The sequence below is a fragment of the Polynucleobacter nymphae genome (assembly GCF_018882155.1).
Lineage (GTDB): Bacteria > Pseudomonadota > Gammaproteobacteria > Burkholderiales > Burkholderiaceae > Polynucleobacter > Polynucleobacter nymphae.
Genome location: NZ_JACVPA010000001.1, coordinates 716,486 through 742,334, shown reverse-complemented (window position 1 = coordinate 742,334; position 25,849 = coordinate 716,486). Strand labels below are relative to the sequence as shown.

The following is a 25,849-nucleotide window of genomic DNA, read 5'->3' as shown; positions in this document are numbered from 1 at the left end:
TTAACCCTTATGGCCTTATTGCAAATCTCCGAACCTGGTAAATCCTTAGCACCCCATCAGCGCCGTATTGCTGTTGGTATTGATTTGGGAACTACTAATTCGCTCGTTGCTATCGTGCGCGATGCTCTGCCTAAAGTGCTGCCTGATGCTCAGGGTAGAGAGTTACTCCCATCAGTTGTGCGCTATCTACCGAATGGTAGAACTCAAGCTGGCTTTGAAGCTCTTGAGAGTGTGGTAATTGATCCAAAGAACACGATTGTTTCTGTGAAACGCTTTATGGGTCGAGGCATACAAGATGTAGAAAATATTGAGAGCGCTCCATACGATTTTATTGATCAACCAGGCATGCTCAAATTGAGAACAGTTGCCGGCGACAAGAGTCCAATTGAAGTCTCTGCTGAGATCTTAGCGCGCTTACGTCAACTCGCTGAAGACTCTGTCGCGGAAGATATTGTTGGCGCCGTGATTACTGTGCCTGCTTATTTTGACGATGCACAACGTCAAGCTACTAAAGATGCTGCTAAGTTAGCTGGTATTGAAGTGCTCAGACTTCTGAATGAACCTACTGCTGCAGCGATTGCCTATGGTTTGGATAATGCCTCTGAAGGTATCTATGCTGTTTATGATTTAGGTGGTGGAACCTTCGATATCTCTATTCTCAAAATGAGTAGGGGTGTATTTGAAGTGCTTTCCACCGGTGGTGATTCTGCTTTGGGTGGTGATGATTTTGATCATCGCTTATATTGCTGGGTGATTGAGCAGTCAAAACTAGCGCCCTTATCGATTCATGATCATCGAACCCTGTTATTGGCATGCAAACATGCCAAAGAGTTGCTTAGCCATAGCCCATTAGCGCGTGTTCATGAGACTCTCGCAGACGGCACCGTAGTGAATGTCGGCGTTAGTCAAGCACAGCTCTTTGAAATTACTCAAAACCTCGTTACTAAAACCTTAACAGCCTGTAAAAAAGCCTTGCGTGATGCTGGTTTGAAGGCTGAAGATGTGAAAGGTGTAGTGATGGTTGGCGGTTCTACCCGTATGCCCAATGTACAGCGTGCCGTAGGTGAGTTATTTGGAACCCAGCCGCTCAATAATTTAAATCCAGATCAAGTGGTTGCGCTTGGCGCTGCCATGCAAGCCGACTTATTGGCTGGCAATCAAAGCAAGGATGATGAATGGCTGCTATTGGATGTTATTCCACTCTCTCTGGGTATTGAAATGATGGGCGGCTTGGTCGAAAAGATTATTCCGCGCAATACACCGATTCCAGTGGCTAGAGCACAAGAATTTACAACTTTTAAAGATGGTCAAACTGCATTAGCAATTCAGGTGGTGCAGGGCGAGCGTGAGCTCGCACAAGATTGTCGCTCTCTGGGCAAATTTGAGTTACGAGGTATTCCGGGTATGGCTGCAGGTGCTGCGCGTATTCGGGTGACGTTTCAGGTAGATGCGGATGGATTGTTATCTGTCAGCGCTATGGAGCAGGGTTCTGGAGTTCAAGCCTCAATTGATATTAAGCCTTCTTATGGTTTAACGGATTCTGAAATTACGCGCATGCTACAAGATGGCTTTGCCTCTGCAAAAGAGGACCTCTTGGCCAGATCATTGCGTGAAGAGCAAGTAAATGCTCAGCGTTTACTCGATGCAGTACAAACAGCATTAAATAGTGATCGAGTCTTACTCAACAAAGAAGAGCAAGCTGCGATCGATCAAGAGATGCTAGTTTTGCAAAAGATTTTGAATGAAGAAACTAGCAGTGAAGTATTACGCAAGGCAGTAGATCATGCTGCTAAAGCGAGTGATGATTTTGCACAAATGCGGATGAACGCCAGCATTCAGAAGGCTTTGGCTGGGAAGAATGTTGCAGAGATATAAAACAATAGAAACAAAACTAATAGAAAAGAATCATGACGCAAATTGTTGTATTACCTCATAGTGAGTATTGCCCAGAAGGTGCTGTAGTTGAAGTGGCACCAGGTACATCGATTTGCGAAGCTCTGCTAGAAAATGACATTCCAATTGAGCATGCTTGCGATATGGTCTGCGCTTGCACCACTTGCCATGTCATTGTGAAGGAGGGCGGCCAGAGTCTGAATACACCCGATGAGAACGAAGAAGATATGTTAGATCGTGCTTGGGGCCTGAACCCACAGTCACGCTTATCCTGCCAAGCGATTGTGGCAAAACAAGATTTAGTGATTGAGATACCCAAATACTCAATCAATCACGCCAAAGAGAATCATTAATGCACCAAAATGAAGCAAATTAGTCCTGAAAGATGCAAACAGTCACAAAGTAAGCAATTCAGAGGGCTAATATGTACTTGTAGTTTGTTCTTTAAGTAGCACCTCCAAAAATCTCTTTTAAGCCATCCTTCGGGGTGGCTTTTCTTTTACAAGATTTAGTAATGCATTTCGATGCCTGGGCGCAGCAGTACTTGATTTTTGAATAACTCAGTTGACACTATCCTTAATCAATCCAGGTAAGTTATTCACCCCATTGATTTGTGATATCAAGCGATTTTGCGCTTGGGCCTACATTCCAATTGCGTCCATATAATAGGGATATGTCAAATTCTGATCTCAAAGTAAAAGTCTGGCGTGGCGCCCAAGAGGGGGAGTTTGTCGAGTACTCAGTGCCTCGCAACCCCAATCAGACCGTATTGGATGTAGTTACGTATATCCAAAGAAAGCTGGACCCTACTTTAAGTTATCGCTTTGCCTGTCGTGTCGGGATGTGCGGTTCCTGCGCCATGACTGTCAATGGAGTAGCTCGCTGGACTTGTCGCACACATGTGTCGCAGATTGTGCAAGGGGACACTTTACAGATTGCCCCATTAAATAATTTACCGGTTATTAAAGATCTTGCTACTGATATGCGCGAGTTTTTCAATAAATGGAAGGGCGCAGTTGGGTTCTTTAAGGGCGACAAAACACGTCATGATGATTTTGCAAAAGTACCTCCAGAGTCTGAAGAGCGTCAATTAGCTAACGCTGGTATTGAATGCATTGGTTGTGGTGTTTGCTATGCCTCGTGTGAAGTTGTTGAATCTAGACCAAACTATCTTGGGCCTGCAGCTCTTAATCGCGCTTGGACATTAACAAATGATGTAAGAGATGTTCAGCAGCTAGAGCGTATGCATGCTGTAGCGGGGGATGGGGGCTGTCATGCTTGCCATACACAAGGTTCTTGTACTGAAACTTGTCCTAAATCCATTGCGCCTACTGCTGGTATTGCTGGGCTCAAAAAGTTGGTAGCCAGAGCTGCAGTGCGAGGCAGCAAGTGGGGCAAGTTATGAACCAGGGAGTGCTGCAGGCTAAGCTCTGGTATGCCCAAAGAATTAGCGCTATGGTACTTGGCATTTGCGTTGCAGTTCATCTAGTAATTATTTTTTATGCCATTAGGGGTGGTATTACTGCCCAAGAAATTTTAGGGCGCACGGAAGGGAATGTTCTATTTGCGCTCTTTTATGAAGTTTTCGTGCTTGCTTGCTTTATTCATGCCCCAATTGGCATCGCCAATATATTGCAAGAGACTTTTCCCAAAAGTGGTATCGCTAAACCTGTAGCCAGCGCTTTAGGACTTTTTATTCTCGTGTTGGGCAGCGCAGCTGTTGTTGGCGTATATACCGGCGGTGCCTTATGAGCTCTAGACCAAGACTAGATTCTCGTGCCAAAAGTCATTTATCGTATTTTGCATATGCCTGCCATCGTTTTTCTGGTTTGTTATTAGCGTGTTTTCTTCCGCTTCACTTTCTGATGTTGTCTCAATCTTTGCGCGGTGCTCAAGATTTTCAGAAATCCTTGGTATTAACGGATATCTGGGTATTTAAATTTGGGGAGTGGGCTTTAGTCATCTTGCTAGCAGTGCATTTGGCTGGCGGTTTGCGTCTGTTAGTAATTGAGTTTGGAGCTTGGAATGGATTACGTAAGGGTTGGATACAGATCTCTATTTTGTTCGCTATAGCTTGCGGGCTATTATTTTTATATTTTGCTAATTGATTAGGCTGATATGCAATTACAAATGAACTTAGTTGAAGAGGCTTGTAAAGAGCTTTATATTCGCGCTCTCAAAGTGCTACCTGATGACATCAAGGCTGCTATCAATAGATTGGATAAATCAGAGACAGATGCACGTGCTCAAGTGGTTTTAAAAACTATGATTACCAATATCTCAGTAGCAGAGCGTGAAGACAATCTCCTCTGCCAAGATACTGGCTTGCCAATTTATAACGTCAAGATCGGTAGTAATGTGCAATTTGATGGCGTGGCATTAAAGGCTGCTATTCGTAAAGGTTGCGAGCGCGCTACCAAAGAGTATCCACTGAGATCTTCAGTTGTGCATCCTATTACCCGAAAAAATAATCATACTTCTTGTGGTATTGATATGCCAGCAATTCATATTGATTTTTTTGATCATGCAGAGTCTGTAGAAATTGAAATGGTGCCAAAGGGAAGTGGTTCAGAGAACAATTCCTTTCTAAAAATGGCAATTCCAGCAGAGGGTATTAATGGTATTAAGGCCTTTGTAATTGAGAGTATCGTTTCCGCAGGCGGCAAGACTTGTCCGCCAACCATAGTTGGTGTTGGCATTGGTGGCACGTCTGATCAATGCGTAGCCATGGCAAAGCGAGCGGCGACCCGTGAGATCGGAACTCAATGTAGTGATGAAGAAGGGGCCAAACTTGAAAAAGAGTTAAGTGCCGCTGTCAATCAACTGGGTATTGGCCCGCAAGGGCTTGGTGGTGATGGAACTGCCTTTGCAGTCCAGGTAGAGCTTGCCCATACGCATATCACTATGAATCCTGTGGCGGTCAATATGCAGTGCCATTCTGCACGAAGAGCACGCGCCACCTTTACGCCTGCTGGTGTGAGTTACGGATTCTAGGAAAATAACTGATGGCTCATTACAATCTTACAACACCAGTTAGTGAAGAAGCTATTCGCAAGCTTCGCATCAACGATACTGTGACTTTACAAAATACCTTGTTTGGCATTCGAGATGCGACACAAATTCAGATGTTTGATCATGATCGTAAGACTCGTTTTGATTTAAATGGCCATGCAGTTATTCATACGGCGCCTAATGTCCGTAAAGTCTCAGTGAGTAAAGAATTTCCTGCTGGCTATGAGCCTATCTGTATTGGCACAACTACTTCAGATCGCATGGAGCGCTTCACCCGTCCTTTGATGACCCAGAATGGTATTCGCATGATTGTGGGCAAGGGTGGGATGCGTGAAGGGTCTGCACAAGCATTTCAGGATCTTGGCGGCGTATATCTAGCCATTATTGGTGGTACTGCTGCGCTAGAGACTACTTGGATAGAACAAATTGAAGATGTAGATATGGATGATCTCAATCCAGAGTCACTTTGGCGTTTCAAGGTGAAGGATTTTGGTCCTTTATTGGTTGCAATGGATAGCCATGGTGGAAGTATTTATCAAGAAGTGAAGAGTGATGTAGCTCGTAAAAAAGATGCTGTACTAAAAAGTCTTGGAATAATTTCATGAGCTCTGTTCCAATTATTGAGACTGACATCTTGATTCTCGGATCTGGGGGTGCAGGCCTCTTTGCAGCCTTGCATGCACATCAGGAAAATCCCAACTTAGATATCACAATCGCGGTGAAGGGTCTATTGGGTAAGTCTGGTTGCACACGCATGGTTCAAGGTGGTTACAACGTGGCACTAGCTGAAGGAGATTCGGTTGAGCGCCATTTCATGGATACGATTGAGGGTGGCAAATGGCTCTCTGATCAAGACCTTGCTTGGACGCTAGTCAACAAAGCAGTTGAGTGCATTCATGAGTTAGAAAATGAGCTGGGCTGCTTTTTTGATCGAAATCCTGATGGCACAGTTCATCAAAAAGCATTTGCTGGCCAAACATTTGATCGCACTGTTCACAAAGGCGACCTCACTGGAATTGAGATTATCAATCGTTTAGCCGAACAAGTTTGGGCGCGAGGAATCAATCGTCTTGAAGAGCATCGTGCCATTGAATTAATTCATAGTAAGGATGGAAAATCACTTGCAGGCGTCTTGATGCTCAATATGCAGACTGGCCAATTTGTATTAGTGCGTGCTAAAGCTGTCTTGCTTGCTACTGGTGGTGGCCCAACAATGTATAAATACCATACCCCGTCGGGAGACAAGAGTTGCGATGGCTTAGCAATGGCATTGCGTGCTGGCCTCACTTTGCGTGATATGGAGATGGTGCAGTTTCATCCTACGGGATTATTGGCTGGACCGGGCACTCGTATGACAGGCACAGTTATCGAGGAGGGCTTGCGTGGTGCTGGTGGCTATTTGCTCAATGGTAATCAAGAGCGCTTTATGGGTAACTATGATCCTCGCAATGAACGCGCTACGAGAGATATTGTTTCTAGAGCAATTAATTCTGAAATCCGTGCAGGACGCGCCACTCCAAGTGGCGGTGTTTATATTCAAATGAGCCATTTAGGTCCTGAGAATGTGCGCAAACAATTTAAGGGTATGGTCGAGCGTTGCGCTGATAGTGGATTTGATTTAACTAATGATTTAGTGGAGGTTGTACCTACTGCCCACTACATGATGGGCGGTTTAGTCTTTAAGAAGGATTGCACTACTGACCTACCGGGGCTGTTTGCTGCTGGTGAAGACACGGGCGGCGTGCATGGTGCCAATCGCTTAGGCGGTAATGGTGTTGCCAACTCAACCGTATTTGGTGGTATTGCAGGCGAGTCGATGGCGCGTTGGGTTGCTTCCCAGCAGTTAAGAGATTGCAATATGGATGAGGTGATAGCGAGTATTCAAGAGCATGAAGCGCCATTGCAAAAACCGCCTGGCGATATTGAGTCAATTCGGGATGCTTTAGCGGAGTGCATGTGGGATGATGTTGGTATCTCAAGGACTAGAGAAAGCTTATCGCGTGCAAGCCAAACCTTGAAGCAGTTAGCATCTCAATTACATCAAATAGGTGTTGGTGATATTCAGCGGGAATACAGTAATACTTGGCAAGATTGGATGAACTTGCAAAATCTCATTCTGGTTAGTCAGGCTGTAACGCAAGCGGCTATTGCTAGAGAGAATTCAAGAGGAGCTCACTACCGTGAAGATTTTCCTGAGCCAGGATCGCTTGAAGATTCTTACTACACAGCAGTTAGCTTGAATCATCAGGTATTAAACATTGAGAATCGCCCAGTGCAATTTACAATGATTAAGCCTGGGCAAACAATTTTGGTTGAGGCTTAAACATTTTTGATTTGATTGAACCTAGCCAATTTATATTGGCAAGCTTAATTATTTTTGGCGCCTATTTTATTTTCGGTATTTCAGGATTTGGTGCATCAATCATTTCAGTACCTCTGCTGGTACAAATGTACCCACTGAAATTAGTGGTTCCAATGATGGTTGCTATTGATATCTGCGCCACTATGTACGTGGGTAAAAAATCTTCTCAGGATGCTGATCTAAAAGAACTCAAATGGCTATTTCCATTCAGCCTGATCGGGATGATTCTAGGAATTGTTCTATTAGTGAAGGCGCCTAGTGAGCCGCTATTAATCACATTAGGATGCTTTGCTGTAATCAATGGGGCTCGAGTCTTGTGGCAAAGAAATTCAGACATGGGTGACCCAATTAATAAATGGTGGGCTGCGCCGTTTGGATTTTTTGGGGGTGTTTTTACTGCTTTATTTGCCACTGGTGGCGCTATTTACGCGTCCTATCTTGGACTACGCATTAGCGATCCTAAGGCTGTGCGGGCAACTATGGCGTTCGCAATATTAATACTGACCTTATTGCGCCTAACTTTAATGCTTGTTACCGGCTTGATTCTGAGTTGGCAAGTGGTTGGATTAGCAGTTTGCCTAATGCCCGCAACCTTTCTTGGTATTTGGGCAGGAACTCATCTTCATACTAGATTAAATAATATAGCGATGCGAGTCGCTTATGGCGCTATTTTGCTTTTTTCAGGAACTACTTTGTTAGTACGCCAGTTCTTTTAAAGCGCATTACTTGCACTAGGTTATGAAGCTGAGGACGCTCTTAACCAGCGTCCTTAGCTAACGTTCATTGGGCAACGATATTGCGAGCCTTAATTACTTTTTCCCAGCTAGCAGACTCATTTTTAATTTGAGCATCTAGCTCTTTAGGAGTGTTCACAATTGCTGTGAGACCATTAATTTCTAAACTCTTACGCATTGCTTCTGATTCCAGAGCCTTTTGAGTCGCAGTATAAATTTTGTCGACAATGGCTTTTGGAGTGCCTGATGGCGCAGCTAGTGCATACCAGCCAACATTGACGAATCCTGGAATAGCTGCTTCTGAAACAGTGGGAACATCAGGTAATTGCGCAACTCTTTTACTGCTAGTAATGGCTAGTGCTTTGATTTTTCCAGCTTTTGCAAAGCCTGCCGCCGCTGGAAGATTGCCAACCATAAAGTCGATTTGTCCAGAAATTAAATCGTTCAGTGCTGGTGCTTCACCTTTATAAGGTATGTGCGTAGCCGTAATTCCAGATGCGTAAGTGAAATTTTCACCAGCCATATGGACCTGACTACCAATGCCGGCAGAGCCAAAAGTTAATTCTTTCGTTTTTGCTAGAGCGATAAACTCTTTTAGGTTATTAACGGGTAGGTTTGGGCTAACCGACACAAGCATTGGACCGCCAGCTACTGCAGTAATGTAGGTGAGATCAGTGGCGTAATTTAAAGGAAGCTTTTTATATAGATAAGGGTTAACTGTCATCATGCTTCCAGATGCAAGCAATAAGGTATAACCATTGGGGGGTGAGTTCGCAACAATTTCGGCGCCAATATTACCTCCAGCCCCACCTTTATTTTCAACAATGACATTTTGACCAAGAATGGTGGTCATTTGCTGTGCAAAGATTCTTCCGAGGATATCTGTAGTACCGCCAGCGGCAAAGGGAATAATTAATCTAACGGGTTTATCTGGCCAACTCTGAGCCTGTGCAATTGAAGGGGAGAAAATACACGCTAGCGCACCTACGCTAATGAGTGCATATCTTAAAGCGTTAATTAATTCTTTCCCAATCATCTTGCTCCTCCAGGTTTAATGGTATTTTTTATCTTATCTCTTATTTCATTACATAAGCACTATTTATAAATAGTAAGCTTATTTGATTCTTAAAAAATAGTACGTTTTCTTGCAAGTGATTTAAATCATCTATATGATATGGATATGTCAGCTATTTTGATCTCTGAATTCATTACTAGTCAAGCCCTAGATACCCTGCATTCAAAGCATGATGTTACTTATGAGCCTGACTTATACAAAGATCGCGTAGCTTTAATTGCTGCAATGCAAAATATTGATGTGCTCATTGTGCGTAACTTGACTCAGGTGAATGAAGAAATCTTGCTTGCTGCGCCGAGCCTAAAAGTTGTTGGTCGCTTAGGAGTTGGACTTGAAAATATTGAGTTACCTGCTTGTGCTAAACGTAATATCAAAGTGATTCCTGCAACAGGAGCCAATGCCGAGTCAGTGGCTGAATATGTTATCGGAGCTGCAGTTGCCTTAAGCCGTGGATTTATTCCTGCAACAATAGTAACCCTCAAGGGAGAGTGGCCTCGCCCTCGTTTTTCTGGGTACCATGAATTTTTAGGTCAAACCTTGGGTATTGTAGGTTTCGGTAGTATCGGCAGGGTGGTTGCCAAAAAAGCACATGCGTTTGGCTTGCAATGTGTGGCTTACGACCCAATGCTCTCAGGGGACTCTGTTGTTCTTGATGGCTTTTCAGTTCCTTTGCTTAAATTAAATGAACTACTTTCTAAAAGTGACGCAGTTTCGCTGCACCTTCCTTATTTACCTGAAACCAAGAATTTATTTAATGCAGCAATACTTGATCAAATGAAAGAGGGTGCTTGCCTCATCAATACTGCTCGAGGCGGGATAGTAGATGAATTAGCATTAGCTGAGCGACTCCGTTCAGGACGCATTGGTGGCGCCGCAATTGATGTCTTCTCTGCAGAGCCTGCCAAAGATTTAAGTCATTTCACCGGAATTGAGAACCTCATTCTGACGCCACATATTGCGGGCGTTACGCATGAGAGTAATGAGCGTGTTAGCCAAATGATTGCCGATGAAGTCAATCGGTATTTAGGGGTTTGAAATGAACCTATCCTACGAAAAGATGGTTCAGTTAGCGACGGCTGGTTTGAAGGCTGCAGGTATTGGTGACAAAGCCGCTTTTGAAACAGCACAATTTTTAGCGCTTGCTGAATTAGATGGTTTAGCTTCACATGGGTTAGCCAGAGTTTCACAATATGCGGGTCATGCAAAAAATGGCCGTGTTGAGCTGGCTCCTAAAATTAAAGTTCGCCCATTTAAGACCTCTGCAGCTTTAGTTGATGCTTGTGATGGGTTGGCTTTTCCAGCCCTTCGTTTTGCAACCGATTTATCAGTCAACCTTGCCTCAAAAAGTGGGGTTGGACTTGTAGCGGTCACTAATAGCCACCACTTTGGTGTTGCTGGTCATTTTACAGAGGCTGCTGCGCGCGCAGGTTATATCTCTCTGTTGTTTGGTAATACTCCGGCAGCGATGCCAATGGTTGGGGGCAGCAAAGCAATCTTCGGTACTAACCCTTTGGCAGCGGCATTTCCAGTCACCAATCGTGATCCCCTAGTCATCGATATGTCACTCTCTGCAGTAGCACGTGGAAAGTTACTCGTTGCAGCAAAAAAAGGGGAGTCTATTCCTGAAGGCTGGGCCTTAACGGCAGACGGAAGACCTACAACAGATCCACACGAAGGCCTAAAAGGGTTAATGGTTCCTTTGGGTGGTGATAAGGGCGCATTACTAGCATTGATTGTTGAATTGTTAGTAGTAGGTTTATCTGGAAGCAGATTCTCATATGAGGCAGACTCATTTTTTGATGCGAAGGGAAATCGTCCACGTATTGGCCAATTGCTACTGACTATCGATCCAGGTCTTTCTGGCAGTCAAGCTTTTGCAAATAGAATGCGAGACTTTTTAAAAGTGTTGGCAGCCGATACAGGTACTCGTTTGCCAGGGCAGCGACGCTTTAAGCAAAGAGCCGCAGGATTTAAAGCGGGTGTAAATGTTTCTGATGTTGTTGTAGAAGAAATTCAGACTGGCATTCGTCAGTCATGGAATGGGTAGTATTCAAACAAGATTAATAAGGAGAAAGAAATGATTCATTTTGTCGTGCATGAACCAGGAGATGTCGTTGGCGTTGTCGTGGTGGAGGGCGTGAAGGCTGGTACTGATTTAATAGGCTGGGTAATGGATGGCGATAGCACGGTCAATATCAAATCAGAAAGTGATATCCCTATTGGCCACAAGATTGCATTACAGGACATGAAAACTGGCGACACCATTATTAAGTACGGTGTTGATATTGGTAAGGTGGTTGCTCCTATTAAAAAGGGTGAGCATACCCATGTTCAAAATGTCAAAACTAAGCGTTGGTAATCCATACGAGTATTTATTACGATATTAAGAGAGATAGAAAATGATTAATTTAAAAGAAGCAACCTTTATGGGCTACCGCCGTGAAAATGGTCGCATGGGTATTCGTAACCATGTCGTCATTTTGCCCTTGGATGATTTGTCGAATGCTGCATGTGAAGCGGTTGCGAACAATATTAAAGGTACGATTGCTATTCCGCATCCATATGGCCGTCTTCAATTTGGTGCAGACTTAGAGCTCCATTTTAGAACTCTGATTGGCGCTGGTTGTAATCCAAACGTAGCTGGGGTGGTGGTGATTGGTATCGAACCGCAGTGGACAAAGATTGTGGTTGATGGAATTAAGGCATCTGGCAAGCCGGTAGAAGGTTTCTGGATTGAAGGTAATGGCGATACAGCAACTATTGCTAGTGCTAGTAAGGCTGCTTATTCCATGATGAAACATGCTTCGAAACAGCAACGTGTTTCAGCTCCGCTATCAGAGTTATGGGTTTCAACAAAGTGTGGTGAGTCTGATACTACTTCTGGGTGTGCATCGAACCCAACAGTTGGTAACGCGTTTGATAAGCTTTACGAGATTGGCTCTACCTTGGTATTTGGTGAAACGACTGAGTTAACGGGCGGTGAGCATTTGGTTGAAGCGCGCTGCCGTACTCCAGAGGTGAAGAAAAAATTCCGGGCAATGTTTGATCACTATCAAGATGTCATTGAGAAGAACAAAACGAGCGATTTATCTGATTCACAACCTACTAAAGGCAATATTGCTGGTGGCTTGACTACGATTGAGGAAAAGGCTCTTGGCAATATCCAGAAGATTGGTAAGAAATGCGTTGTAGATGGCGTTCTAGATAAGGCTGAGACCCCTACTATTCCAGGTTTGCATTTTATGGACTCCTCTTCAGCTGCTGCCGAAATGGTTACGCTTTGCGCAGCCGCTGGTTTTGCAGCCCACTTCTTCCCAACAGGACAAGGCAATGTCATTGGTAATCCAATTCTGCCGGTGATTAAGTTGTGCGCCAATCCAAAAACAGTACGGACGATGTCTGAACATATCGATGTAGATGTTTCTGGTATTTTGCGTCGTGAGGAGACCTTAGATTCTGCGGGTGAGAAGCTTCTCGATGCTCTTCTGAGAACTGCTAACGGTGAATTAACCGCTGCTGAGATTTTGGGCCACCGTGAGTTTGTGATGACCCGTCTTTACGAGTCTGCTTAAGTCTTAAGCTATGAAATCCCTGACCGCTTATGAAGAAGTAAAGCAAAAGATCACTGAAGATCTGGTCAGGGGGCGTTATCCAATGGGGCAGGCATTGCCTGCTGAAAAGGATTTGGCCAAAGAGTTAGATGTATCTATAGGAACCCTGCGCAAGGCGGTAGACGAATTAGTTGCGGAAGGGATTGTTGTCCGCCGTCAAGGCAGGGGGACCTATGTTGCAGAACATGATGCTAAGCGGCTGCTTTACTATTTTTTCCATGTTGCTCGCTGGGATGCCGATAAAAAAACATATCCTCGTGTGGAGACTGCCTCTTTTGTAGCAGCGCAAGCAACTAAGGAAGAATCGCTTAAGCTGCGCATTAAGGAGGGGGCTCCCATTTGGCGTATTGTTAACCGCTTATATTTAGAGAATGAGTGTGTCATGATCGACCACATTACTTTAGATAAAAAACGATTTAAAAACTTATCTCGTATTGAGTTTGATAAGCGGGAGGGCAGCATTTACCAGCTATACCAAATGCGTTATGGTCAGTCAGTAGTCAAAACGAATGAAAGATTGCGGGCTGGATTAGCGGGTAGGCAAATGTCAACTTGGCTAAAGTTAAAACCAGATTCACCTGTACTACATATTCGTAGGGTGGCGCTGGATATACAAGATGAACCTATCGAGTGGCGTATTTCTACGCTCAATACTGCTCACCATGAGTACTTCAACGAGTTGGTAACCTAACGCATTACAGGCTTTAGTTCTTTGGCCCAATTCATCAGGGATTCACTGGGATTTTCACTTTCTTGATCCCAGCTTAAGCGGTGCGGAAAGAACGCTCTTAATTCTTCTCCAATTCCGCATCCCCATAACTCAAAATGATGTTGCTGTTCACACCATGCAATTGCCTGTAACAGGTGGCTTTTAAGGAAATGCTCACCATTCGCCTCGATAGTAGCTCGATCCATAGGGCAGCCATCTGAAAATAGAATCAGTTTTTTTTGCGTAGATTTATTACCACCTTCATTTTGCAAGCGTTGTGCTGCCCAAAGGACTGCTTCTCCATCAATACTCTCAGCATAGATTTCTGGTCTAAGGAGTGCAGCAATCCCTGGCCTCGCCTTGCGCCAGTGAGTATGAAAATCTTTGAAGATCCAGTGAGCACGTTCATTTAATCTGCCTGGATGAGGTATTTGCCCACCTCTGCGCCATTCTTTAAAAGGTCGCCCACCTTGCCAAGTGCTCGTACTATAACCAAGCACTTCAGTTTGAATCTGGGCCTGCTCCAGTATCCTCACCAGAGCATCTACGCAAGTGGCGATCTTCAGTCTTTGATCCTTCATTGAGCCAGAACAGTCGATCAACAGCGTAACGCTGCCTAAGGCCTCTATCTTTTGAGAGGGATGCTTGTAAAGAACGGGATCTAGTGGGGCAGTTGCGATACGGGTAAGGTAGCGTCGATCTATTAGGCCCTCGGTCTGAGTAGTCTCCCATCTTTTGAGTATTTTTGTATGGAAGATATTTTGGTAAGACCTGGTTAATTTTCCCCAGGGTATATTTAGCTTTGTGACTTCCTCGCTGAGCTCATGCTGATAAATAGCAAGTTGGGCTGGCCGAATACTTTTTTTAGCCTCAATCTCAATATCGTACGCAGAATTAAATACTGTGTATTGCTCTAATGAGCGCTCTAAAGATTTCCTAGAGTCTTGTACAGAATAGTTCTGCTGTTTTTCAGAAGGTGAGCTTGGACTTGGGGGTTGGACCCATTCAATTTTTAAGAATGTATTGCTAATATTTTTTTGTTTTGTTCGAATGCTAGGCACATTTTGATATTCCGCATCGATTAAGCTGCCTACTAGCCTGGTAATTTCAAGAGCAGTCTTAATATAGCTAGCTTGGTCAAATTGATTTTCTTTGAGTTTGACTAAATAAGGTCCAAGTTCTGCCGCAAGTCCTGCTCGAGTTGCCTCTACTACATCTTGCATCAATTGCGGGAGGGAGCGCTGGTTTAGTTTGACCCAGACTGTCGAGAAAATAGAAAGCAATAAAAGACCGATGCTACCTTCCACTCCGCCATTGGCCATAAATTCTTGCATCCACGCAATGAATTGATTTTCCACATTCTGCTTGCTACCCTTGAGCCCAGCTGGGCAAATACTTTCTACGCGAATCTGCTCTAAAACTTCAAATACTAGCGACTCAATCTGACCATTTGGAGAATGTAAAAGATGTAGTTCATAGTCTGAATGGCGAAGACGCAAGGCAACACCGTCTAATACTCCTCGTGGATCAGCCCAAGAAGCTTGCAAATAATCTAAGTTGAGATGTGGAGCTAAGGCATTGAGTGCAAGGCTCTTGTGAAATAGGTGCCAATCCCGAATTTGCAGATGGGTGTCCCCAGATAGGGAGCGAATGATAGCCCCATAGCGGTTTTGTAACTCTACTTCATCGTGAGATTCGGTTTGCAAGATCTAACAGTAAAGGAGTACTAGTTTTGATTAATAACCAGCTCAGCTGCAAAGCAGCGCTGATAGTATTCTGCAACCAATGCTTTTTCTTCTGACTCGCACTTATTCAAAAACGCTAAGGTAAAGCCAAGTTGCAAGTCCTTAAAGATGCGCCAATTTTCTCCCCAGGTAATCAGGGTTCTAGTTGACATGAGAGTGGAGATATCACCAGCCTCAAATCCTTTTCTACTGAGATTGGCAAGAGCAATCATTTGCTTTGCAGTCTCCGGCGAAAGCTCTGGAACCTTTGCTAGTAATATTTTTTCTTCTTCCGCCGGCTCTAAATAATTGAGGGCAGCAACGATATCCCAGCGGTCCATTTGCCCATGGTTGAGTAACTGGGTTCCTTGATACAGCCCATTCCAGTTGCCTAAGCCAACGGTATTGCTAGTCGCAAAAATCCGAAATGCTGGGTTGGGCTCGATCACTCTATTTTGATCAAGCAGGGTGAGACGTCCTTCGCGTTCAAGCATGCGTTGAATCACAAACATGACATCAGCTTGACCGGCATCATATTCATCTAGTATTAGTGCAATTGAGCGCTGTAGACTCCATGGAATGAGTCCTTCTTGGAACTGAGTAATTTGCTTGCCATCCTCAAGGGTGATGATTTCTTTTCCAACCAGATCCATGCGGGTAATTTGCCCGTCTAGATTAATGCGTAAGCAAGGCCAATTTAAGCGAGCAGCAACTTGTTCTAAGTGAGTTGATTTACCAGTGCCATGCATGCCCTGAATGAGCACTCTGCGGTTGTAGGCAAAGCCAGCAAGAATGGCCACACTGGCTTGCGGATTGAGTTGATAACTTGGATCAACTGACGGTACTAAGTCAGATTTTTGACTAAATGCTGGAATTTGGAAATCGGCAAAGCCCCTGCACTCGGGGAAGACAGAATGCAGAGAAACCATCTTATCCGGTTGAAAATTCAATAAGTCGATGGATGGGGGGCTGGCAGCCATGGTGCGTCCTTTAAAAGTCTTAATGCGTTGTCAAATATATTCCATATTGGGGTTTATATACTTGACATGGGGGAAAATACACGATTAATATATGGATTGTAGAACAAAATGTTCCGTTTAATTGAATATCTAGGAGAGCTGAATGTCTAAGACAGGCACTAATTTACCTGCTGGCCCACAAAAAATGACCCCCTCAGAGGCTTTTGTCGAAACAATGGCCGCTAATAAGGTAACTGATATTTTTGGCATCATGGGCTCTGCCTTTATGGATGCAATGGATATTTTTGCTCCTGCTGGTATTCGTTTAATACCAGTGGTGCATGAGCAGGGTGCTGCACATATGGCAGACGGCTACTCACGAGTAAGTGGTCGTCATGGTGTAGTGATTGGTCAAAATGGACCTGGCATTAGTAACTGCGTTACAGGTATTGCAGCTGCTTATTGGGCGCATAGCCCGGTAGTGATTGTGACTCCAGAGACTGGAACGATGGGCATGGGTTTAGGCGGCTTTCAGGAAGCCAATCAATTACCAATGTTTGAAGAGTTCACTAAATATCAAGGCCACGTCAATAATCCAAAACGGATGGCTGAATATACCGGTCGCTGCTTTGATCGTGCGATGTCAGAAATGGGCCCAACCCAATTAAATATTCCTCGCGATTATTTCTATGGTGAGATTGAAGTAGAGATTCCACAACCCCATCGTCTTGATCGCGGCCCTGGTGGCGAGAAGAGTTTAGATGAAGCTGCAGAGTTATTGGCGAATGCAAAATTCCCAGTCATTATTTCTGGTGGTGGCGTAGTGATGGCCGATGGAGTGGAGGAATGTAAGGCGTTTGCTGAGCGTTTAGGCGCCCCCGTAGTTAATAGCTATCTTCATAATGACTCCTTCCCAGCAAGCCATCCTCTATGGTGCGGTCCTTTAGGCTATCAAGGCTCAAAGGCTGCCATGAAGCTGATCTCTCAGGCTGACGTAGTCGTTGCATTAGGCTCACGCCTTGGCCCATTTGGTACTTTGCCACAGCATGGTATGGATTATTGGCCTAAGAATGCCAAGATTATTCAGATTGATGCTGATAACAAAATGTTGGGCTTGGTTAAGAAAATTTCAGTAGGTATTTGTGGTGATGCAAAAGAAGCAGCCATCGCCTTGACTAAGCGTTTAGCTGGTAAGACTTTGGTTTGTGATGCGACAAAGGCTGACCGTGCAAAGACGATTGCTACCGAAAAAGCTACATGGGAAAAAGAATTAGACGAATGGACGCATGAGCGCGACCCGTTCAGTCTTGACATGATTGAAGAGCAGAAAAAAGAGCAGACCCCAACGGGCGGCCATTATTTGCATCCGCGTCAAGTGTTGCGTGAGCTTGAGAAGGCGATGCCAGCTGATGTGATGGTGTCTACTGATATCGGTAATATTAATTCTGTGGCAAATAGTTACCTCCGCTTTGAAAAGCCACGTAGTTTTTTTGCCCCAATGAGCTTTGGTAATTGCGGTTACGCATTGCCAACCATTATTGGTGCGAAAGCAGCTGCTTCTAATCGCCCTGCAATTGCCTATGCTGGCGATGGTGCGTGGGCGATGAGTATGGTAGAGATTCTGACTGCAGTTCGCCATGACATTCCTGTGACGGCGGTGGTATTTCACAATCGTCAATGGGGCGCAGAGAAAAAGAATCAGGTAGATTTCTATAACCGCCGCTTTGTTGCTGGCGAATTAGATAGTCCAAGTTTTGCAGATATTGCCAAATCGATGGGTGCAGAGGGAATTGTGGTTGATCAACTTGATCAAGTTGGCCCTGCTCTTAAGAAGGCGGTTGAGATGCAAATGAAAGAGGGCAAAACCTGTGTTGTTGAGATTATGTGTACCCGTGAACTGGGTGATCCTTTCCGTCGCGACGCACTTTCTAAGCCAGTACGCCTCTTAGATAAGTACAAAGATTACGTCTAATAAGAAGTAGTTAATAATGAGAAAAGGTCCGGTTTAACTGGACTTTTTCTTCTCTACAGTTAGAGAAATTAAGACCATCCTAACCAGGAGCAGATTGAGATGAATCGGTTTTCATATATAACTGGAAAATATCTTTTAGCGATCTTGAGTTTGCTTTTATTCTCTAGCAATGTTCTATCGCAATCTTATCCAATTAAGCCCATCAGATTAATTGTCCCTTTTCCTCCTGGGGGTCCTACTGATATTGTTGCAAGGCCATTGGCTCTGCTATTGGGTGATCTTCTGAAAGAGCAAGTAGTCATTGAAAATAAGGGTGGAGCAGGCGGCTCTATTGGGGCAGATTTAGTAGCTAAGTCAGCACCAGACGGATATACCTTGTTTATGGGTACGGTAGGGACAAATGCAATTAACGGTAGCTTATACAAGCAGCTTCCCTATGATATGACTAAGGATTTCACACCGATTGCATTGGTTGCTAGCGCACCTGTAGTCATTGTTGTTAATGCTAATGACAAGATTAAGACGCTCGCTGAGTTAATCACGGAGGCAAAATCAAAGCCAGATACGATTGCTTTTGGCACTGCAGGGAATGGCACCCCAGGACATTTAACTGCAGCTTTATTTGAATCAACTACTCAGACTAAATTTAAGCATATTCCATACAAAGGAAGTGCGCCTGCTGTAACTGACCTGATTGGCAGTCAAATCCCGTTAATGTTTGATCCAATTCAGTCTGTATTGCCACATATTACCTCTGGAAAATTGCGGGCACTAGCAGTAACTAGTAAAACACGCTCACCTTTATTACCAAATGTTCCTACGGTTGCTGAATTAGGCTACCCACAATTTGAATCTACTGCTTGGTGGGCATTATTTGGACCAGCCAAATTACCAGAGGGCATTACGAAAAAACTCAGGTCAGATACCGAGAAGGTAGCTCAGTCGGCAGCATTTAAAGAGCGGCTTGGGAACTTAGGCGTCCAGCCTAATACTGACTTTAAAGAGAGTTTGGCCAATTTTCAGACAAGCGAAATTGCTAAATGGGCTAGAGTAGTTCGAGATTCTGGTGCCACCGTTGATTAATTGATGGGAAAAAAGATATGAAGTTGAACGAAGAAGAAAAAGCAATGCTAGCTGGTGAATTTGGTCCAGTAAGGCAGATTGCAATTGCGCATCAAATTAAAGTCGGTGAATTTTTCAGTGCCCAAGACTTGGTCCCAGTATCTCAGGCGCATATCATGGCCGATACTGAAAGCTTGGGTGAGTCAGGTGTAGAGTGGTTGGAAAGCTTAGCTCAAAATACATTCGAGGCTCGGCAAGTTCGCATTCCTACTATTACTGATCCAAGAGGCACTGACTTTACAAAAGCCAAGCAACTTGGCCAAACTGAAAAAATGGTTGAGTTAGAAAGACGTGCAATCAATGCATTTGTCAAAATGGGCGTCTCTATGACTGATACCTGCATTAATTATCAAACCATCATGGCCCCTGTTTTTGGTGAGCACTTAGCGTTTGGTGATACGGGCGTCGTGATCTATTCAAATAGCGTTTGTGGCGCTAGATCTAATTTTGAGGGTGGACCTTCGGCGCTAGCAGCTGGGCTTACCGGAAGAACGCCACGCTATGGCTACCATCTTGATGAGCATCGTAAGCCAACCCATCGATTTAAAACACTCTGGACCCCCAAAACGTTAAATGAGTGGGGCGCATTAGGTGGTGTGATTGGAAAAAAATCAGGCAACTACTGGTCCGTACCAGTGCTTGAAGGTATCGAAGGTCATCCAGGCTCTGATGCAATGAAACATTTTGGTGCTGCAATGGCGAGTTTTGGATCTACAGCTTTATTTCATGTCTTGGGTGTTACGCCCGAAGCTTTGCATGCCCGAGATTTGGAGTACCTCCATCTTCCAGAGGTGGTGATTACCCAAGAAGAAGTGATGAGTCTACAAAACTCGTACCGTATTGCAGAGGAGGTTGATGTAGTGGTCTTTTCAGCACCTCAGTTAAGTTTGATGGAAATGAAAAGTATCGCAGAGCTATGTAATGGCAAGAAATTTATCAAGCCATTATTAGCAATGACAAGCCCACAAGTAAAACCTGATGCAGACCGCATGGGTTATACGGCAATGATCGAGAATGCTGGGGGAACGGTATTTTCAGGAATGTGTTTTTATCAATCTTATGCAAGAGAGATTGCTGAGGCAAACGGCTGGAAGGTGCTAGCAACCAATAGTGCAAAGATAGTCAATATCTTGGGTGGGTATGGGTATACGCCGATGTTAGCTTCTATGGAAGATTGCGTTGACGCAGCGGTTTCTGGGAGATTGAAATGAGTGGAAAAATATATCAGGCCAAACATGCACAAGGCAATAGCATTGAAGGCGAATGTTTAAGTGCCTCAGATGGTTTTTCTGCCCGATATGACTTGGACCGTCTTAAAGGTGTTTTTTCAAGACCAGCCCATAGGCTTTTTGGCCAATCCTATAAAGATAAGATTTTAGTTTTAGATGCTGCTAAGGGTGGTGTAGCAAGTGCATGGATGCTATATGAAATGAAGTCTAGAAATCTTTGCCCATTAGCGATTATTTTTAATGCGGCTAACCCTATTTTGGCCCAAGGCGCTGCACATGCAGATATACCAATGCTGAGTGGTTTTGACTGTGATATCACGCAGGCGATTCAGAGTGGGTCACGTCTGCGTATAGACCCAATTCATAAGACGGTTGAAGTGCTCTAAAAAATAGAATGGTATGCGGATAAGCTAGGCCTGATTCGTCCAGGTTTAGTTTTCGTGACTGCGCCAATAGTGATAAAGCAAATCGGGTCTTCATGATCCGGAAGATTAAATAAACCTCTCAGCCTTGGGCTTTGTAGAGCTTTGCCACTAGAGAGCCCAGATCCGAAGCCAAGAGCGTAAGCGCTTAGCAAAATGTTCTGAACTGCACACCCTAAGGACACTAGTTTCTCTTCTTTGCTAATTTCATTGGTGCTATCAGCATAGTCAGCAATGGCCAATAGAAGTAGGGGGCCTCGTAAGGCTTTCTCCCTAGCTTCTTGAAGTTGTTCTGACGTGGCGTTTTGATCGCGATCGAGTAGACACTGGGAGAAGACCTCGCCTAGAGCATCGCGACTCACTTGCCCGATTTCAATAAAGCGCCAAGGCATCATTCTGCCGTGGTCTGGAGCAGCATTTGCCGCTAATAGAATCTGATTCTTTTGTGCCTCATCAGGGCCAGGATTGCCTAGTCTTTTAGGTGAGACATGAACCCTGCCATGAATAAGTTTTTCAGCAAAGTCATCCATAGACTGGGTACTTTTTATGACACTCTCTGATAGTACAAATTTTGAGGGTGATTTGCTTCAGCAAAAAACATCCATCTTTCCGCTAACAGCCCAATGTAATGCATGAGTAAGGCAATCGCTATTTGGATAATACTGGGCGAATTCATCGAAAAGGCTAGCAAGATCATTGGACCTATATAAGTCATCAATAAAATAATTTTTCTAATATTGCTAATGACTCGATCAGTTTGATGATGGAAAAATTCTCGAGTATTAAAGCTGCCGCCCATAAACCCCATGGAAGTTTGGCGAATATTGTTACCTTTAATGCCTGTAGCAGAAGCTAAATTGGACTTAGGCTTTAACTTTTGATTGCGACGCCAGATCCATAGCTTGAGATTGAGGGCAAGAAATAACAAGATAAAGTTAGCGCCCGAAATCATGCTCATGTCCAAAGGAGCGCCCGGCTCATTCCAAAGCATCAGAAGAAATTCCAGTAGCAGGCCACCTGAGGTCAATCCTAGCAGGATGAAGTTGCTGAGAGTAGAGGGATGCGACCATTCCTGAATAAAACGAATGCATTGGTAAATTTTGGCAGTACAGATCCATAGGGCTAGGATGCTGATCAGTAATACTGCCCAGAGCCATACTGGCACTAACCCAGAAATGACAAAGAGGAATGTCATTGCTGTTAGTAGCATCACTGTCGGTAGAGCGAGCACTTCTCTAGATAGCCAAGAAGTACGCCACATCATTGCGGCACGCCAAGCACGCTCAGGATGTCCTAAATGAAAAAATGAGGCCACCAAGCCTAATGTCAGTAGTATGAAGCTCACAGGTAAGGCGAGTATTGCTAGAAATGGAGCAGACAAGATGGGCGCTTCTATATTCAAAAGAGCAATGAAAAACAACAAGCCTTGCGCCATTCCAGCTAGAGTTGTAAAAAAGATAATGGAAAATTGGGGACGCATTATTTATCATTCCTTGCTGCGTCAATCGTTTCCATAATCGAGCGAGGTAAGTAGTGGTTAGCAGGCTGGGTTTCCCATTCAGGCATGAGGGCATAACCTCCACGCTCCGCAATCGCTTTACTTGCGTCCGACTCTGGATCATGAACATCACCAAAAATACGGGCGCTTGTTGGGCACGCGAGCACGCATGCAGGCTTACGTTCTGATTCAGGCAAGGTTTCGCTATAAATACGATCTACACACAAAGTACATTTCGTCATAACTTGGCGTTCTTCGTCTAGTTCACGAGCTCCGTAAGGGCACGCCCAAGAGCAATAGCTGCAGCCAATACATTTATCGTAATCAACTAAAACGATGCCATCCTCTTTGCGCTTATAACTTGCTCCTGTTGGGCAAACAGGTACGCAGGGAGGCTCTTCGCAATGCAGACAGGATTTTGGAAAGTGAACTGTTTGGGTATTTGGGAATGATCCTGCTTCATAGGTTTGTACCCTATTAAAAAAAGTTCCACTTGGGCTTGCGCCATAAGCATTCAGCTCTGTTAGTGGCCCTGCAGAGCCCGAAGTATTCCACTCTTTGCAGGAGGTGACACAGGCGTGACAGCCGACACAAACATTAAGATCAATGACTAAGGCGAGTTGTTTATTGGTGCTCACTTGTTTGCCTCCTTTTTGAGAGACATTCCAGGTACTTCATAGGCTTTTACCTGAGGCCATGTTTCTTGTACCTCATCATCTCCAGCTGCGGCTAATCTCACTCGAACATCGTACCAACCTGCCTGCCCTGTAATAGGATCAGAGTTGCTTACAGTAAAACCACCTAATGTGAGTTTTTCAGAAATCAAATGATTTAATAAGAACCCTTTTTTGGATTCATCTGCATTATCAGATAGACTCCAAGCAGATTCTGCTTTACCAATCGCATTCCAGGTCCAAACTGTTCCAGGATCAACCGCTTCTGAGTGACGGGCCATACATTTGACTTTGCCCCATTGAGATTCAATCCACATCCAGGCGCCATCTGCAATACCATGCTGTAGAGCTGTTGCAGTATTGACGTATAAATAATTATGGCTATGAATTTGTCTTAACCAAGCATTTTGAGAATCCCAGGAGTGATACATGGCCATGGGCCGCTGAGTAATCGCATTCAAAGTAAATTTATTGAGATCTGTTGCTTCATCTTCAAGTGGTGGATACCAGAATGGCAGGGGATCGAAATATTTATAGATTCGATCTTTGAGGTGGGCAGGTGGTTGAGCTCCAGGACGCTTGCCGGTGGCGGCCAATCTAAATCTTTGCAAGATATCTGAATAAACAGCAATCATGATGGGATCATTTTTTTGCCGTAGTGCATTTTCTTTAGAAAAATCTAAATATCCCTTATTCCAATTGCGCATGTATTGATGTTCAGGCGGCATGTGGTATTGATGTACGCAGTTATTCTCAGCATACTTTTGCCACTGATTGGGATTGGGTTCGCCTTTGAGAGGTTTTTCACCATCTTTGCCACGCCACCCAGAGAGAAATCCGATGCCTGAATCGGGTGCAGTCTGAAAGCGGGTAATAAAGTCTGGATAGTCTTTGAATTTGCGCTCACCGTCTGGTGTTGTAAACGCTGGAAACTTTAAGCGAGAGGCGAGTTCAATTAAGACTTCCTGAAATGGCTTACATTCACCCAAAGGCTCGAGAACTGGAATGCGGACTGAATCAACTGGACCATCAAATTCTGAAATAGGACGATCTAACATACTCATGACGTCGTGACGCTCTAAATAAGTAGTGTCTGGCAATACGAGATCAGCAAAGTCCACCATTTCCGATTGGAAAGCATCGCATACGACTAAGAATGGAATCTTAAATTCGCCATCATCATTCTTAGCATTCAAATGCTCCCGCACTTCCATCGTATTCATGGTGGAATTCCATGACATATTAGCCATGAAAATCATCAAAGTATCGATGGAGTAGGGGTCACCCTTTACTGCATTAGTGATGACGTTATGCATCAAGCCGTGTGCAGCAAGAGGATGTTCCCAAGAGTAGGCCTTATCAATACGCAGTGGATTACCTTGCGAATCTAATGCCAAATCTTCTGGTTGTGTTGGCCAGCCTAAAGGGGGTTTGGCTAACGGTGTATTAGGCTTAATATCATTTTCAGATGACGGGGGCTTTGCATTCGGTGGTACCTGTCTTGGGTAGGGCGCTTTATGTCTAAAGCCTCCTGGGCGATCAATCGTTCCCAATAGCGACATCAATACTGCTAACCCTCGAGTAGTTTGAAAGCCGTTTGAGTGAGCGGATAGCCCACGCATTGCATGAAACGCAACCGGTCTACCTGTGATGGAGTCATGCTTTTCTCCCCAAGAATCTGTCCAGGGGATGGGAAGCTCAAACTCTTGACCGAATGCAGTGTCTGCAATTTCTAGAGCAAGTTTACGAATTCTTGCTGCAGGAATACTGGTAATTGCGGCTGCCCACTCTGGAGTAGTTTCACTCACTTGTCGTTTGAGTAGTTCAAATGCGGGAACCACTTTCTTCCCTTGATGCGGACCAGGTCCCATCGTATATTCACCAACTAGAACCGGAGATGTTCCTTGCTTATAGCAGGGCTGCGCACTTTGAGTCTTTTCATCCCAAATGTATTTGTTATGAGGTAAATCGAGATTGATCGGATCTGAATCTGGATCGTATAGAAACAATCCTTCTTCCGCACCAGAATCCATGCACACTAATTGTGCTGAGTTACTAAAACGTTTTAAGAAAGGGGCATCATATTTCTCAAGACGAATGAGCTCATGCATCAGCGCCATAAAAAGAGCGCCGTCGGTGCCAGGCTTAATCGGGATCCACTCATCTGCAATTGCTGAATATCCAGTTCTCACTGGGTTAATCGAGATAAAGCGCCCACCTGCTCTTTTAAATTTAGACAGTGCAATCTTCATTGGATTACTGTGATGATCTTCAGCAGTGCCGATCATGACAAACAGTTTGGCCTGATCTAAGTCGGGGCCACCAAATTCCCAAAAACTTCCGCCAATGGTGTAGATCATTCCTGCGGCCATATTGACTGAGCAAAATCCGCCATGGGCAGCATAATTAGGCGTACCAAATTGCCGTGCGAATAAACCCGTTAAGGCCTGCATTTGATCTCGTCCAGTAAAGAGCGCAAACTTTTTAGGATCGGTAGCGCGTATGTGGCTTAGACGTTTTGTAAGAATTTCAAAGGCTTTATCCCAACTAATGGGCTCAAATTCACCATCTCCGCGATTGCTACCCGCTTTTCTCAAGAGTGGTTGAGTAATGCGGGCAGGGGATTTTTGCTTCATGATTCCCGAAGCACCCTTGGCGCAAATGACACCTTGATTTAGAGGATGCTCTGGATTGCCATCAATATAGACAAGCTCACCATTGCGCAGATGTGCACGGATACCACATCGGCATGCACACATATAGCAGGTTGTTTTCTTAATCTCTGTTACGGCCTCTTGCTTCTTGAGGGGGTCATGCACAGGGTCATTTGAAAATATTTTGAACATAGCTTTA

Annotated in this window: 25 protein-coding genes; 18 read left to right on the top strand and 7 right to left on the bottom strand. The window is 44.5% G+C overall.

What is annotated here, in order from left to right; all coding sequences use genetic code 11:
- Nucleotides 1–9: 9 nt before the first annotated feature.
- The 9 genes from hscA (at nt 10) to ICN29_RS03770 (ending at nt 7,983) form a co-directional block, all read left to right on the top strand.
- Complete coding sequence (gene hscA, locus ICN29_RS03810) at nt 10–1,875, top strand: Fe-S protein assembly chaperone HscA (RefSeq protein ID WP_216129878.1); 1,866 nt, start codon at nt 10–12, stop codon at nt 1,873–1,875.
- A 32-nt stretch (nt 1,876–1,907) separates the two neighbouring features.
- Nucleotides 1,908–2,246: an ISC system 2Fe-2S type ferredoxin gene (fdx, locus tag ICN29_RS03805; RefSeq protein WP_216129876.1), complete on the top strand. Its 339-nt coding sequence runs from the start codon at nt 1,908–1,910 to the stop codon at nt 2,244–2,246.
- Between the two features lie 320 nt (nt 2,247–2,566).
- Nucleotides 2,567–3,298, top strand: coding sequence for a succinate dehydrogenase/fumarate reductase iron-sulfur subunit (locus ICN29_RS03800; protein ID WP_216129874.1), 732 nt, complete (start codon nt 2,567–2,569; stop codon nt 3,296–3,298).
- Complete coding sequence (locus ICN29_RS03795) at nt 3,295–3,645, top strand: succinate dehydrogenase (protein ID WP_216129872.1); 351 nt, start codon at nt 3,295–3,297, stop codon at nt 3,643–3,645. The genes ICN29_RS03800 and ICN29_RS03795 overlap by 4 nt, the downstream gene beginning before the upstream one ends.
- On the top strand, nt 3,642–4,001 hold the full coding sequence (gene sdhC / locus ICN29_RS03790) for a succinate dehydrogenase, cytochrome b556 subunit (RefSeq protein WP_216129870.1): 360 nt from the start codon (nt 3,642–3,644) through the stop codon (nt 3,999–4,001). The genes ICN29_RS03795 and sdhC overlap by 4 nt, the downstream gene beginning before the upstream one ends.
- 10 nt (nt 4,002–4,011) lie before the next feature.
- Nucleotides 4,012–4,887, top strand: coding sequence for a fumarate hydratase (locus ICN29_RS03785; RefSeq protein ID WP_216129868.1), 876 nt, complete (start codon nt 4,012–4,014; stop codon nt 4,885–4,887).
- 11 nt (nt 4,888–4,898) lie between these two features.
- A complete protein-coding gene (locus ICN29_RS03780) occupies nt 4,899–5,510 on the top strand; it encodes a fumarate hydratase C-terminal domain-containing protein (protein ID WP_216129866.1) in 612 nt (203 codons plus the stop codon).
- Nucleotides 5,507–7,228, top strand: coding sequence for an L-aspartate oxidase (locus tag ICN29_RS03775; RefSeq protein ID WP_216129864.1), 1,722 nt, complete (start codon nt 5,507–5,509; stop codon nt 7,226–7,228). Before ICN29_RS03780 ends, ICN29_RS03775 begins: the two co-directional genes overlap by 4 nt.
- Before the next feature lie 11 nt (nt 7,229–7,239).
- Nucleotides 7,240–7,983, top strand: coding sequence for a sulfite exporter TauE/SafE family protein (locus ICN29_RS03770; RefSeq protein WP_216129862.1), 744 nt, complete (start codon nt 7,240–7,242; stop codon nt 7,981–7,983).
- A gap of 64 nt (nt 7,984–8,047) precedes the next feature.
- Here ICN29_RS03770 and ICN29_RS03765 read toward each other — a convergent pair whose 3' ends face one another.
- Complete coding sequence (locus ICN29_RS03765; RefSeq protein ID WP_216129860.1) at nt 8,048–9,037, bottom strand: Bug family tripartite tricarboxylate transporter substrate binding protein; 990 nt, start codon at nt 9,035–9,037, stop codon at nt 8,048–8,050.
- A 138-nt stretch (nt 9,038–9,175) separates the two neighbouring features.
- Here ICN29_RS03765 and ICN29_RS03760 point away from each other — a divergent pair, with 138 nt between their 5' ends.
- From ICN29_RS03760 to ICN29_RS03740, 5 genes are read left to right on the top strand one after another with little or no spacing between them, the layout of a single operon-like run.
- Complete coding sequence (locus tag ICN29_RS03760; protein ID WP_369411627.1) at nt 9,176–10,111, top strand: hydroxyacid dehydrogenase; 936 nt, start codon at nt 9,176–9,178, stop codon at nt 10,109–10,111.
- Between the two features lies 1 nt (nt 10,112).
- Nucleotides 10,113–11,123 (top strand): Ldh family oxidoreductase, encoded by a 1,011-nt coding sequence (locus ICN29_RS03755; protein ID WP_216129858.1) that lies wholly within the window; start codon nt 10,113–10,115, stop codon nt 11,121–11,123.
- A 30-nt stretch (nt 11,124–11,153) separates the two neighbouring features.
- On the top strand, nt 11,154–11,435 hold the full coding sequence (locus ICN29_RS03750) for a UxaA family hydrolase (RefSeq protein ID WP_028818665.1): 282 nt from the start codon (nt 11,154–11,156) through the stop codon (nt 11,433–11,435).
- Nucleotides 11,436–11,475: 40 nt separating this feature from the next.
- Nucleotides 11,476–12,648 (top strand): UxaA family hydrolase, encoded by a 1,173-nt coding sequence (locus ICN29_RS03745; protein ID WP_216861467.1) that lies wholly within the window; start codon nt 11,476–11,478, stop codon nt 12,646–12,648.
- A 10-nt stretch (nt 12,649–12,658) separates the two neighbouring features.
- Nucleotides 12,659–13,378 (top strand): GntR family transcriptional regulator, encoded by a 720-nt coding sequence (locus ICN29_RS03740; RefSeq protein WP_216129856.1) that lies wholly within the window; start codon nt 12,659–12,661, stop codon nt 13,376–13,378.
- On the opposite strand, the gene ICN29_RS03735 is transcribed toward ICN29_RS03740, so the two are convergent.
- Both ICN29_RS03735 and ICN29_RS03730 read right to left on the bottom strand, forming a co-directional pair.
- Nucleotides 13,375–15,102, bottom strand: a complete 1,728-nt coding sequence (locus ICN29_RS03735; protein WP_216129853.1) for a cobaltochelatase CobT-related protein — start codon at nt 15,100–15,102, stop codon at nt 13,375–13,377. The two genes, ICN29_RS03740 and ICN29_RS03735, sit on opposite strands and share 4 nt — an antisense overlap.
- A gap of 20 nt (nt 15,103–15,122) precedes the next feature.
- The gene (locus tag ICN29_RS03730) at nt 15,123–16,049 is read right to left on the bottom strand and encodes an AAA family ATPase (RefSeq protein WP_216131978.1); all 927 of its coding nucleotides are present in this window, start codon (nt 16,047–16,049) and stop codon (nt 15,123–15,125) included.
- Nucleotides 16,050–16,242: 193 nt separating this feature from the next.
- On the opposite strand from ICN29_RS03730, the gene xsc reads away from it, so the two are divergent.
- The 4 genes from xsc (at nt 16,243) to ICN29_RS03710 (ending at nt 20,788) form a co-directional block, all read left to right on the top strand.
- Nucleotides 16,243–18,051 (top strand): sulfoacetaldehyde acetyltransferase, encoded by a 1,809-nt coding sequence (gene xsc / locus ICN29_RS03725; protein WP_216129851.1) that lies wholly within the window; start codon nt 16,243–16,245, stop codon nt 18,049–18,051.
- 99 nt (nt 18,052–18,150) lie between these two features.
- Nucleotides 18,151–19,134 carry a Bug family tripartite tricarboxylate transporter substrate binding protein gene (locus ICN29_RS03720; RefSeq protein WP_216129849.1) on the top strand — a complete coding sequence of 328 codons (984 nt, stop codon included), beginning with the start codon at nt 18,151–18,153 and terminating at the stop codon, nt 19,132–19,134.
- Between the two features lie 17 nt (nt 19,135–19,151).
- Entirely contained in the window at nt 19,152–20,384 is a 1,233-nt protein-coding gene (locus tag ICN29_RS03715; protein ID WP_216129847.1) for an aconitase X, read from the top strand.
- Complete coding sequence (locus tag ICN29_RS03710) at nt 20,381–20,788, top strand: aconitase X swivel domain-containing protein (RefSeq protein ID WP_216129846.1); 408 nt, start codon at nt 20,381–20,383, stop codon at nt 20,786–20,788. Before ICN29_RS03715 ends, ICN29_RS03710 begins: the two co-directional genes overlap by 4 nt.
- On the opposite strand, the gene ICN29_RS03705 is transcribed toward ICN29_RS03710, so the two are convergent.
- From ICN29_RS03705 to ICN29_RS03690, 4 genes are read right to left on the bottom strand one after another with little or no spacing between them, the layout of a single operon-like run.
- Entirely contained in the window at nt 20,785–21,354 is a 570-nt protein-coding gene (locus tag ICN29_RS03705) for a nitroreductase family protein (protein ID WP_255538053.1), read from the bottom strand. The genes ICN29_RS03710 and ICN29_RS03705 overlap by 4 nt on opposite strands.
- A gap of 14 nt (nt 21,355–21,368) precedes the next feature.
- The gene (locus ICN29_RS03700; RefSeq protein ID WP_216129844.1) at nt 21,369–22,304 is read right to left on the bottom strand and encodes a dimethyl sulfoxide reductase anchor subunit family protein; all 936 of its coding nucleotides are present in this window, start codon (nt 22,302–22,304) and stop codon (nt 21,369–21,371) included.
- Nucleotides 22,304–22,960 carry a 4Fe-4S dicluster domain-containing protein gene (locus ICN29_RS03695; protein ID WP_216129842.1) on the bottom strand — a complete coding sequence of 219 codons (657 nt, stop codon included), beginning with the start codon at nt 22,958–22,960 and terminating at the stop codon, nt 22,304–22,306. The genes ICN29_RS03700 and ICN29_RS03695 overlap by 1 nt, the downstream gene beginning before the upstream one ends.
- On the bottom strand, nt 22,957–25,842 hold the full coding sequence (locus tag ICN29_RS03690) for a molybdopterin oxidoreductase family protein (protein WP_216129839.1): 2,886 nt from the start codon (nt 25,840–25,842) through the stop codon (nt 22,957–22,959). Before ICN29_RS03690 ends, ICN29_RS03695 begins: the two co-directional genes overlap by 4 nt.
- Between the last annotated feature and the right edge of the window lie 7 nt (nt 25,843–25,849).

Excerpts from the sequence above, each read along its gene's own strand:
- ICN29_RS03690 (WP_216129839.1), bottom strand. The coding sequence starts at position 25,842 with ATGTTCAAAATATTTTCAAATGACCCTGTGCATGACCCCCTCAAGAAG.
- ICN29_RS03755 (WP_216129858.1), top strand. The coding sequence starts at position 10,113 with ATGAACCTATCCTACGAAAAGATGGTTCAGTTAGCGACGGCTGGTTTG.
- ICN29_RS03750 (WP_028818665.1), top strand. The coding sequence starts at position 11,154 with ATGATTCATTTTGTCGTGCATGAACCAGGAGATGTCGTTGGCGTTGTC.
- ICN29_RS03775 (WP_216129864.1), top strand. The coding sequence starts at position 5,507 with ATGAGCTCTGTTCCAATTATTGAGACTGACATCTTGATTCTCGGATCT.
- ICN29_RS03700 (WP_216129844.1), bottom strand. The coding sequence starts at position 22,304 with ATGCGTCCCCAATTTTCCATTATCTTTTTTACAACTCTAGCTGGAATG.
- ICN29_RS03705 (WP_255538053.1), bottom strand. The coding sequence starts at position 21,354 with ATGGATGACTTTGCTGAAAAACTTATTCATGGCAGGGTTCATGTCTCA.
- ICN29_RS03740 (WP_216129856.1), top strand. The coding sequence starts at position 12,659 with ATGAAATCCCTGACCGCTTATGAAGAAGTAAAGCAAAAGATCACTGAA.
- ICN29_RS03745 (WP_216861467.1), top strand. The coding sequence starts at position 11,476 with ATGATTAATTTAAAAGAAGCAACCTTTATGGGCTACCGCCGTGAAAAT.
- ICN29_RS03730 (WP_216131978.1), bottom strand. The coding sequence starts at position 16,049 with ATGGTTTCTCTGCATTCTGTCTTCCCCGAGTGCAGGGGCTTTGCCGAT.
- sdhC (WP_216129870.1), top strand. The coding sequence starts at position 3,642 with ATGAGCTCTAGACCAAGACTAGATTCTCGTGCCAAAAGTCATTTATCG.
- ICN29_RS03715 (WP_216129847.1), top strand. The coding sequence starts at position 19,152 with ATGAAGTTGAACGAAGAAGAAAAAGCAATGCTAGCTGGTGAATTTGGT.
- ICN29_RS03795 (WP_216129872.1), top strand. The coding sequence starts at position 3,295 with ATGAACCAGGGAGTGCTGCAGGCTAAGCTCTGGTATGCCCAAAGAATT.
- ICN29_RS03720 (WP_216129849.1), top strand. The coding sequence starts at position 18,151 with ATGAATCGGTTTTCATATATAACTGGAAAATATCTTTTAGCGATCTTG.
- hscA (WP_216129878.1), top strand. The coding sequence starts at position 10 with ATGGCCTTATTGCAAATCTCCGAACCTGGTAAATCCTTAGCACCCCAT.
- ICN29_RS03785 (WP_216129868.1), top strand. The coding sequence starts at position 4,012 with ATGCAATTACAAATGAACTTAGTTGAAGAGGCTTGTAAAGAGCTTTAT.
- xsc (WP_216129851.1), top strand. The coding sequence starts at position 16,243 with ATGTCTAAGACAGGCACTAATTTACCTGCTGGCCCACAAAAAATGACC.
- ICN29_RS03765 (WP_216129860.1), bottom strand. The coding sequence starts at position 9,037 with ATGATTGGGAAAGAATTAATTAACGCTTTAAGATATGCACTCATTAGC.
- fdx (WP_216129876.1), top strand. The coding sequence starts at position 1,908 with ATGACGCAAATTGTTGTATTACCTCATAGTGAGTATTGCCCAGAAGGT.
- ICN29_RS03710 (WP_216129846.1), top strand. The coding sequence starts at position 20,381 with ATGAGTGGAAAAATATATCAGGCCAAACATGCACAAGGCAATAGCATT.
- ICN29_RS03800 (WP_216129874.1), top strand. The coding sequence starts at position 2,567 with ATGTCAAATTCTGATCTCAAAGTAAAAGTCTGGCGTGGCGCCCAAGAG.
- ICN29_RS03780 (WP_216129866.1), top strand. The coding sequence starts at position 4,899 with ATGGCTCATTACAATCTTACAACACCAGTTAGTGAAGAAGCTATTCGC.
- ICN29_RS03760 (WP_369411627.1), top strand. The coding sequence starts at position 9,176 with ATGGATATGTCAGCTATTTTGATCTCTGAATTCATTACTAGTCAAGCC.